This is a genomic window from Gluconacetobacter entanii (assembly GCF_003206495.1).
Taxonomy (GTDB): domain Bacteria; phylum Pseudomonadota; class Alphaproteobacteria; order Acetobacterales; family Acetobacteraceae; genus Novacetimonas; species Novacetimonas entanii.
Genome location: NZ_NKUF01000067.1, coordinates 1 through 9,763 on the forward strand (window position 1 = coordinate 1; position 9,763 = coordinate 9,763).

At 59.4% G+C, this 9,763-nt stretch carries 7 protein-coding genes; 6 read left to right on the top strand and 1 reads right to left on the bottom strand.

The features are described from left to right. The first annotated feature begins 338 nt into the window (after positions 1-338). On the top strand, positions 339-1,109 hold the full coding sequence (locus CFR72_RS15385; RefSeq protein WP_110914690.1) for an SDR family oxidoreductase: 771 nt from the start codon (positions 339-341) through the stop codon (positions 1,107-1,109). Between the two features lie 22 nt (positions 1,110-1,131). Here CFR72_RS15385 and CFR72_RS15390 read toward each other — a convergent pair whose 3' ends face one another. Continuing rightward, positions 1,132-2,580 (bottom strand): helix-turn-helix domain-containing protein, encoded by a 1,449-nt coding sequence (locus CFR72_RS15390; protein WP_110914696.1) that lies wholly within the window; start codon positions 2,578-2,580, stop codon positions 1,132-1,134. 372 nt (positions 2,581-2,952) lie between these two features. On the opposite strand from CFR72_RS15390, the gene CFR72_RS15395 reads away from it, so the two are divergent. From CFR72_RS15395 to CFR72_RS15425, 5 genes are all read left to right on the top strand, one after another. Continuing rightward, a complete protein-coding gene (locus tag CFR72_RS15395) occupies positions 2,953-3,876 on the top strand; it encodes an AMP-binding protein (RefSeq protein WP_233043211.1) in 924 nt (307 codons plus the stop codon). Between the two features lie 254 nt (positions 3,877-4,130). Then, positions 4,131-4,790, top strand: coding sequence for a TetR/AcrR family transcriptional regulator (locus tag CFR72_RS15400; RefSeq protein WP_227744448.1), 660 nt, complete (start codon positions 4,131-4,133; stop codon positions 4,788-4,790). 926 nt (positions 4,791-5,716) lie between these two features. Then, the gene (locus tag CFR72_RS15415) at positions 5,717-7,462 is read left to right on the top strand and encodes an oleate hydratase (protein WP_110914693.1); all 1,746 of its coding nucleotides are present in this window, start codon (positions 5,717-5,719) and stop codon (positions 7,460-7,462) included. 206 nt (positions 7,463-7,668) lie between these two features. Next, the gene (locus CFR72_RS15420; protein ID WP_110914694.1) at positions 7,669-8,565 is read left to right on the top strand and encodes a fructose bisphosphate aldolase; all 897 of its coding nucleotides are present in this window, start codon (positions 7,669-7,671) and stop codon (positions 8,563-8,565) included. Positions 8,566-8,850: 285 nt separating this feature from the next. After that, a partial coding sequence (locus CFR72_RS15425) for an alpha/beta hydrolase (RefSeq protein WP_110914695.1) occupies positions 8,851-9,763 on the top strand: 913 nt, incomplete at its 3' end.

A 9,763-nucleotide genomic window follows, 5' to 3' on the forward strand; every position in this document is an offset into this window, starting at 1 on the left:
TCTGAAAGGCCACATCAACAGGCCTTACAGAAGACCGCACACGATCACACGTCAATATGGGTCAGAAAACTCTTGCATAACGGACGGCAACCACAGAAGGAAATCCATCAGGCGATGGAGGATTTCAGGAACGGACGTTTTGGCGGGATCGCCACCTGAACGATGCGTTTTTAAATAATTCATCGGGAAACAAAAAGCCTACGGATGCCGCCTTTTTTCGAAAAGGCGGCATTTCGACATGTTTTGAAAAGATATTCGCAGCGCGCGCACAGACGTGTCCGGCATGTATCCGTCAGGACTGCTACGCTTCGCATCATCATGATGGAGGTGGACAGGACATGATGGATGACACTCTTTTCTCACTCGCCGGCAGGCGGGCGCTTGTAACCGGCGCATCGCGTGGCATCGGGCTGACACTGGCCCGGGGACTGGGGCGCCATGGGGCAAAAATCGTGCTGAACGGGCGTAATCCAGACGCGCTGGAGGCCGCCCGGGCGATGCTGGAAAATGAAGGACTGGACGCCGTGACGGCCCGGTTTGACGTGACCGACCAGAAAGCCGTCATCGCCGGGGTGGATGCCATCGAACACGCACATGGGCCGATTGATATCCTGGTCAACAATGCCGGGATCCAGCGCCGCGCGCCATTGGCGCAGTTCAGCAGGGCGGACTGGGACGCGCTGGTTGCGACCAACCTGAATGCGGTTTTCTTTGTGGGGCAGGCGGTGGCGCGTCACATGTTGCAGCGCGGGCGGGGGAAGATCATCAATATCTGTTCGGTGCAGAGCGAACTGGCACGTCCCGGTATCGCGCCCTATACCGCAACCAAGGGAGCGGTCAAGAACCTGACCAAGGGAATGGCGACGGACTGGGCGCGCCACGGGTTGCAGGTCAATGGGCTGGCGCCCGGATATTTCCAGACGGAAATGAATGAAAATCTTGTCGAGGACAAGGAATTTACGAAATGGTTGTGCCAGCGCACGCCTGCCGGTCGCTGGGGGCAGGTCGGGGAACTGGTGGGGGCCGCGGTATTCCTGTCGTCCGACGCCTCAAGTTTTGTAAATGGCCATATCCTGATGGTCGATGGGGGGCTTACGGCCTCTGTCTGAACATGCAGGTGCCATATGTGCGCTACAGCGCCGTGCGGTACGGGGCGATGCCACGTCCTTCGTTGTCAACGTCAACACGGTGGCCCACCATCGGCAGGGCGCGGTGATGGCAGTTTTCGCGCGTGCAGGCACGGCATCCCGGCCCGATGGGAATGATCATGCGCGGATCCTTCAGGTCCAGTCCTGCGGAATAGACGAGATGTGGCGCATCGGTGATCGAACAGCCCAGAACAACCGCCGTCAGGCGCGGGCGGTCAAGGTAGGAAATGCTGTTGCGTCCGACCGTGCGGGCAATGTTGAGATAGACTGCCCCGTCCGTTGTCTGCGACAACTGGACCTGCACCTGCTGCGGTGTGCTGAAGGCGCGAAAGATGTTCCATAACGGGCACGGACCGCCAAAGCGGGATTGCGTAAAACGGTTTGCGCTGAAACTCTTTAGGATATTTCCTGCAATATCCGTTTTGAGAAAATAAAACGGGATTCCCTGATGGCCGGGGCGCTGCATGGTGCTCAGCCTGTGGCAGGCCTGTTCGAAACTGACGCCGAACTGGCGCTGCAGCAGTTCGAGGTCATGGCGGACGTCATGCGCCGTCATGCGAAACCGCTCATAGGGCAAGAGGAGCGCACCGGCGAAATAATTGGTGAGGTAGACGCGCGCAAGGCCCCGTGCCTCGCTCTCTTTCAGGCGGGAACGGCGGATCACGCGCGTGAACAGGGCCTGATGTTCAATCTGCCCCAGTGCCTGCGCCATCCAGAACGTGCTGCTTTCCGAAGGGGCAAGCCGGGAGAGGAACAGGATGCGCTGACGTCGCTCCAGACGCCACATCAGGCCTTTCTGGCTCAGGCCAAGGTCGATTTCGGTGCGGATGCCATGATGGTCCAGAAGGTAGCGGGCAAGCTGTTCGCCGGGACTTCCTTCATCCAGCTTCATCTTTTCGAACTGGTGTTCGGCGGCACGATCCACTTCATCGAAATAGTTGCGTTGCGCCTGGACCCAGTCATTGACCGCCTCGTAAGGTTCCACCCGGTCCGGGGCCTCGTGCGGTGTCGCGTGTGCGGACGGGACATTGCCGCCGGTCAATGCCGCTTCGGTATGTTCCTGCCGCAGGAGATAGGCGCGATATAGCCGCACGAACTGCGCGCACAGGTCCGGTGCCACGCGCATGGCGGCCTGGATACTGTCCAGCCTGATGGCGTCCATGTCGAAAACGGGATCGGCCAGTATTTCGCGCAGGGCCTGTATGCCGCGTGTTTCTTCGGTGTCGCTGAAATATTCCGCCCCCACGGAGAAAATGTTACACAGCGCGCCGAGCAGCGTGATCGGAAGCGGCCTGACGTCATGTTCGATCTGATTCAGATAGCTCGCGGAAATGCCGAGTTGCTGTGCCAGTGCGCTCTGCGTCATGCCGACGCGGTTGCGCTGATGGCGGATGCGCGATCCGGTGAAGGTCTTGGTGGCGGCTTTCTTCATCTTCGCAACCTTTGCAATTTGCGGCGCGGCATTCGCCCCTTTAAACGGCAAACCGTCTTCCGTCCATGATCGGGATTTGGCAAGGTCCGGATCAACAAAAACAACAAGAACAGAAAACATGAAACGCCATGACGGAACAGCAATAACCATAAAATAAACATGTTCCGAAAAACATGAAATGCGGATCGTGCTTTCTGGCACGACCTGCCGGACATATCGCAGGGTCACTGTCCGGCAGGTCATCCGCCGCCCCGTACAGGGGGCGTTGTTTCATCTGTCATGACGCCAGACATACGCAACCTTTCCCCAGGTTTTTCCCGTCATGTCCCCAATGACGGGCGCAGACATGACCCAATGACAAGGAACAGGACCGTGATCAGTGCGACTTATGAAAATGCCTCTGCCCGTTCGATCGCCCATGCGGGGCAGCATGTCCCGCGCTGGACGCAGGACATGCGGGAACATCGTTTCCGTCCACAGCAGGAACATGGCCGCCGGGCGCTGAATGTTTCCGCCCTGTGCGTGGACCGTCACCTTGGCGAATGTCCCGACCATATCGCCGTGCTGTCACGCGGCGCGGCAGGGGAGGAGGCGGTATGCTTCCGCGAACTGCATGAACGGGTCTGCCGTCTTGCGAATGCGCTGACGGACCAAGGGGTGCAGCGTGGGGACCGGGTTGCGATCCACCTGCCCCTGATGGTGGAAAGTATCGTCGCGGTCCTTGCCTGCGCGCGTATCGGTGCGGTGCATGTCGTGCTGGATACGCAATCCGATGCACGCTGCATGGCCGAACGACTGGTTGATTGTGGCGCCGTGGCTGTCCTGACGGGGGATGGGATCGGCGATGATGCCGACTACCTCCCGCTGAAGCCCACGCTCGACAGGGCGCTGGAAATGGCGGGCGCGCGCAGTCGGGTGAAACTGGTGCTGCTTGTCACGATCAGCGGCCATGACGTCGCGATGCGGCCCGGTCGCGACCACCATTACGATGCCGTGGTTGACTGGTATGAACCCGATTACCCGCCGGAAGCCATGTACAGGGAGGACCCGCAGTACCTGTTTTATCCCCCTGCGGGGCGTGGCGGTGTCCGGGGCGTGACCCATACGGTCGGGGAATACAGGCACATGGCGTCCCGTGCCATGGAAATGGCGCGCCCCTATGGTGATGTCGATGTTCCCGCAGGCCTCGTCAACATGGCGTGGGCGGCGGGACAGACGCCTCTTCTGGTCGGCCTGCTGGCGCATGGCTGCACCATTACCACAACAGCGGAGGCGCCCATGATCGTTCGGACCTGAGATTATCATACCCATTTGCGAAAAATGACCAACAGGTGAAAAGGGATCGGGCGTAGGGCCAGAGATCCGATCCTTTTTCACCACATGTTCCCCGTATGCACGGACATGTCCGTGCGATGGCGGGATGCAGGCACTGCCGGTTGGCGCAAGGCGCGAGAAGGGCGTCGCCAGCGGGCGTCATGGTGTCGCGGGAGGGTTTCATGTTATGATGGCCGCCATTGTCATGGTGGACAGGCGTACTCGAAGGACATGAAATGCCCGATACACTTTCACGGACCCAGCATACAGGCGGACGCCCGACACCTGAAATGTCGGCACTGCTTGACCGGCAGGTTCTTGAGGTTGCGACAGCCCTTTTTGTCGAGCAGGGATATGCCGCCACGTCGCTCGAAAAGATAGCGCGCGTCATCGGATGCAGCAAAGCGACGCTGTACCGCCGCTATTCCTCCAAGGAAGACCTGTTCAAGGCCGTGGTGGCGGAACGGGGGCGGATGCTGCTGGACGAGGCAGGCGCGGTCGAGGCGTCTTCGAAGGATCCGCTGGTGGCGACGAAGGAAATCGCCCTGTTCTTTCTGGATTTCATGCTGCGTCCGGAAACGCGCGAAGCCTACCGCATTGTCATTGGCGACGGGCACCGCATCCCGTTCATCGCCGATGAAATGATGGAAACGATCGTCGAACCTTTCGTCGCCACCCTCAGTCGCCTGCTCAAGGCGGCGGCGGATGCCGGGCGCATTGAATCCACGAATCATGAGGAAACGACACGCGTCCTGATGAGCTTCGTGATCGGATGGCCGCTGCAGAACACCATGCTGGGTCACAACCGGGTGCAGGATGTCGATGCACGCAGGCGGTTTTTTGACCGGGCATGGGGCATTTTCCTGTCAGGCATATCTCGCAGGGACGGGGCCTGATTTACCTGCCATTCCCATCTGCGGACCTCCTGACATCATCCTCATGGTAGGCCACCTCGAAATGGTCGGTTCAACCGCAGTCGTGTTTTTTGCCATATTGAAATACGATACGGTATCGTATATGTAAATCGTGATGACCGGACCCTTGCCCGGGTTCGGGACATGATTGAGGGTGGTGCGTATCCATGCATACCAGTGTGCCTGCGCCCGCACAAAAGGGAGGGCGTGTCCGGTCCTGATCCTGTTACGGGATGCCTTGGGTGGGATGTATCCGAAGGACGGGCGATCGCCGCCGCACAGGATGATGCAGCCTTGGCTTCGTTGGCGCCATGCTCCATTACCAGTAGGGCAGGCAGCAAGCCCGGGCGTGAACGCAATGCTGGCCGAAAGGAAACGGCCGTCGCAAAAAACGGGGAACTGACACAGCGATGCCTGGAACATGGCTGTTCCAGCCGACTGGATGTACTCTTCGCGCAGGTGATCGACCAGCAGGCGGAACTGGCGCTAAGACACGCCTTCATAAAACACTTTTACGCGGGGAAGGGGATTGAATGGCGAAATGCGACAATTGCGGGGCCGGGTTTTCCTGCCAGCCGGAAGGACAGTGCTGGTGCATGGAACGGACGCCGGTCCTGCCTGTCCCCAGGGAGGGGCAGAAGGGATGCCTCTGTCCGACCTGCCTGGACGCGGTCCCGGCGAAAGCTGGCGAGGAAAGTGCGGACAGACATTCGTGACGTTCAGTCCCTGGCAGGGAATTCCCGTTGCATCGCCCCCCGTTTCCAGACCGGTTGCAGGATCATTGCGGTCCCGCGAAGTTGATTTACATCAACGACAGGAAAGACAAAAAGGCACGCTATGACCACAAGGGTTTTCCAGCAGGAAAAACAGACGGGTCCGCGCTGGCCCCAACACAGGCATGACGTCCCATGAGATACGCCCACAGCAATTTTGAATCCTTTGTGCAGCCCGAAAAACCGGCCGGGATCGACACCCGTTCGGCATGGATCGTGGGCGGTGGCCTGGCGGGAATGGCGGCGGCTGCCTTCCTGGTCCGTGATGCACGGATGCCGCCATCGCGCATTACCATCCTTGAGGCGTCGGAAGCCGATGGTGGGGCGCTTGATGGCGCGGGCAACGCCCGGACAGGATGGCTGATCCGGGGCGGCCGGGAAATGGAGGAACAGTTCCAGTGCCTGTGGGACCTGTATCGCTCCATCCCGTCGCTCGAAGTGCCGGATGCGTCAGTGCTGGATGAATTCTATCGCCTGAACCGTGCCGATCCCAGCAGCAGCCCGGTGCGGGCGATGTGCGGGCATGGACAGCCCCTGCCGGATCGGGACAGCCTGAAGCTGACGGGCAAGGCGCGGCGGGAGATCATATCCCTGATCCTGACGGATGAGGAAAAACTGGGGGGCAGGACCATCAGTGATGTCCTGTCCGAAGATTTCATGCGGTCGAACTTCTGGCTGTTCTGGCGTTCGATGTTCGCGTTCGAGACATGGCACAGCGCGATCGAGATGAAGCGCTACCTCGCGCGGTTTGTCCACCAGATCCTTGGCCTCAAGGACCTGCATACGCTGAAATTCACCCGGTTCAACCAGCAGGAATCCCTCAGCCGCCCGTTGGCCACATGGCTTGCCGAAATGGGCGTGGTGTTCCGCCATGGCGTGCGGGTGACCAACGTGCGGGTTGACACCTCTGGCGGGACGAAGGTCGCGACACGTCTCGACTGGCTGGAGGACGCGAAAGCAGGGGGCGTCGATATCGGTCGCGGTGACCTTGTCTTTGTCACCAATGGTTCGATGGTGGAAAATTCCCGCTGGGGTGACCACCATACCCCCGCACCCGTGGATGCGACCATCGCGGAGGGGAGCATCTGGCAGTTGTGGCGCAACATCGCGGATCAGGATCCCGCCTTTGGGCGGCCGGACGTGTTTTGTGGCGACACCACGAAATCCCGGTGGGAGTCCGCGACGGTGACGACGCTGGATGCACGTATTCCCGCCCTTGTGCACAAGGTGACGGGGCGCGACCCGTTTTCGGGCCGCACCGTGACAGGCGGACCGATCACCATTCAGGATTCCGCATGGCTGATGAGTTGGGTCGTCAGCCGCCAGCCCCACTTCAAGGGACAGCCGAAGGGGCAGATGGTCGCATGGCTTTATGGCCTGTTCAGCGATGTGCCGGGGAATTACGTGAAAAAGCCGATGCAGGACTGCACGGGCGAGGAAATCACGCGGGAATGGCTGTTCCACATGGGTGTGCCCGCAGACCAGATCGACGATATGGCGGCGACCGGGGCCGTGACCCATCCGTGCATGATGCCGTTCATCACGGCGCAGTTCATGCCCCGCACCGTCGGGGACCGGCCGAAGGTGGTGCCCGACGGCAGTGTCAACCTCGCCTTTCTGGGGCAGTTTGCGGAAACGCCACGCGACACCGTGTTCACGACGGAATATTCCGTCCGTACCGCGATGGAGGCGGTCTATACGCTGCTTGATATCGACCGTGCGGTCCCCGAAGTCTTCGGCAGTGTCTATGATATCCGCATGCTGTTGCAGGCGCCGGCGGAGCTACGCGATGGCAGGAAGGTTCCGGCTTCGGGTGTGGTGCGGCACCTGTCCACGGGAACGGAAATTGGCGACCTGCTGGAGCGTTATGGACTGATCTGAGGCCTCAGGGCCGGAACATGCGACCCGCCGGGGAGTTATCGGGGGGCGTAATTGCGACCATCCGTGCCAGTGTCCTGTTCTTTGGCGGCCATGGCCAATACAGCCGCAAGGGAAAGGGGATATCCGCAGGCACGGACACTTATATATGACGTTCAAAATATCATCCCGATGATATAGAATATTGGGAACAGGAGGTACAGATAGCTATGTCGATCGCCCAGATGCGTAAGAACATGTCTGAAAATGCGGGTTTTATCGCGGCCCTGGACCAGAGTGGGGGATCCACGCCGGGCGCGCTGCGCCATTATGGCATCCCCGACAGCGCCTACAGCAACGATGCGCAGATGTTTGCCCTCATGCATGAAATGCGGGTCAGGGTCGTTACCGCTCCATCCTTTACGGGGAAGAAGATCCTCGCCGCCATTCTGTTCGAGCAGACGATGAACGGCCTGGTCAAGGATACGCCTGTTCCGACCTTCCTGTGGCAGGATCGTGGCGTGGTGCCGTTCCTGAAGGTTGACAAGGGACTGGAGGCTGAGGCTGGCGGTGTCCAGTTGATGAAGCCCATTCCCGATCTTGAGGCGCTGCTGGATCAGGCCATCAAGAAGGGGATTTACGGCACGAAGGCCCGCTCCGTCATCCATCTGGCCGAACGTAACGGGGTGGCGGCGATCGTCAAGCAGCAGTTCGCCCTGGCACAGCAGGTTGCGGAACGGGGGCTTGTCCCCATCATGGAACCCGAAGTGCTGATCAAGAGTCCGGACAAGGCCAAGGCCGAAGCGCTGCTGCATGATGAACTGCATCGCGGGCTTGATGCCCTGCCCGGTGATTATCAGGTGATGATCAAGGTCTCCATTCCTGAAAAGCCGGACCTGTACCTTGATCTGGTCAAACATCCCCGCGTGCAGCGTGTTGTGGCCCTGTCGGGAGGGTATTCGCGTGACGAGGCCTGTGAACGCCTTGCGCAGAACCACGGCATGATCGCAAGTTTCTCGCGTGCGTTGCTGGAGGAACTGCGCTGCACCATGACGGATGCGCAGTTTGATGCGGCGCTGGCAACGGCCATCGACCAGATCTACAAGGCATCCACGCAGAAATCCTGAGGCGGGGATGTTAGCTGCTGCCTTTTTCAAAAAAGGCAGTATTCCGGTGAAGTTTTTTGAAAAAATCTTCACCGGAAACTTTCCTTGATTTTTGCCAGCGGTTTCCGGCTTCTGGGAACCGCTTTTTTTATGCCCGGATTTTACTATTTCCGTGGCAGGCAGGATTGGTACGTTTTCGAAATATACAGAATTCAACAAACAACTTTTGTTTAATTCGCGGCTTGTGATGAGGTGGCAGGACAGGGTGGGTTCTATCGTGGTGGCAGATAACGGAGGAAAATCCTGATGCCCCATAATCCCGTCGCCCCTGAGTTCCGTGCCGCCCTGAAGGTTCTGCCGTCCTTTGATGGATTGTCTGACCAGACCCTTGCGCGGACGCGGGAAGCGTTCATTACCGCGATCCGTGGGGTCAGGGTTGCGCCATATCCGGATGTCGAGGTCAAAACTGGTGCCGTTCCCGGACCGTCCGGGGCTCCTGAGGTGCCGGTGGTGATCTATACCCCGCGAACAGGGCACGATAATGCGCCCGTGCTGGTTTACATTCACAGTGGCGGGATTGTCAGTGGCACGCCCGAAGTGGACGATGCGCGATGCCGTAACCTTGTCAACGAACTTGGCATTGTCATCGTCTCCGTCGATTACAGGCTTGCGCCGGAGGCCCCTTATCCCGCGGCGATAGAAGACTGCTATGCAGTGCTGAAATGGGTGCATGCGAACGCATATGGTCTTTCGATTGATCCGGCGCGTATCGCCATTGGCGGGGATAGTGCGGGTGGGGGACTGACGGCATGTCTTGCCCTGATGGCGCGGGATCGCGCCGAAGTGCCTGTCTGTTTCCAGTTGCTGATCTATCCCATGCTGGATGATCGTACGGGCACGACCGTCATGCCTGCATCGGAACTGGGAAAATATATCTGGACGCGCTCTGCCAATCATTATGCATGGAACGCCTATCTGGGACAGGCGCCGGGGAGCGAAGGTGTATCGGAATATGCCGCTGCATTTCGCGCAACGGACCTGTCCGGCCTGCCACCGGCCTATATCGGCGTCGGTTCGCTTGACCTGTTCCTTGACGAGGATCTTGACTATGCAAAGCGCCGAGACTGTGTAGAATTTTGTGCGGTGGCACTTTTTCAGGCCATTGGGAAACGATCATCGAACATGATGGCGAGCTGGCATCTGACAGCATACCATTCGC

Coding starts and splice junctions, on each gene's coding strand:
- CFR72_RS15390 (WP_110914696.1), bottom strand. CDS start 2,580: ATGAAGAAAGCCGCCACCAAGACCTTCACCGGATCGCGCATCCGCCAT.
- CFR72_RS15420 (WP_110914694.1), top strand. CDS start 7,669: ATGTCGATCGCCCAGATGCGTAAGAACATGTCTGAAAATGCGGGTTTT.
- CFR72_RS15385 (WP_110914690.1), top strand. CDS start 339: ATGATGGATGACACTCTTTTCTCACTCGCCGGCAGGCGGGCGCTTGTA.
- CFR72_RS15400 (WP_227744448.1), top strand. CDS start 4,131: ATGCCCGATACACTTTCACGGACCCAGCATACAGGCGGACGCCCGACA.
- CFR72_RS15415 (WP_110914693.1), top strand. CDS start 5,717: ATGAGATACGCCCACAGCAATTTTGAATCCTTTGTGCAGCCCGAAAAA.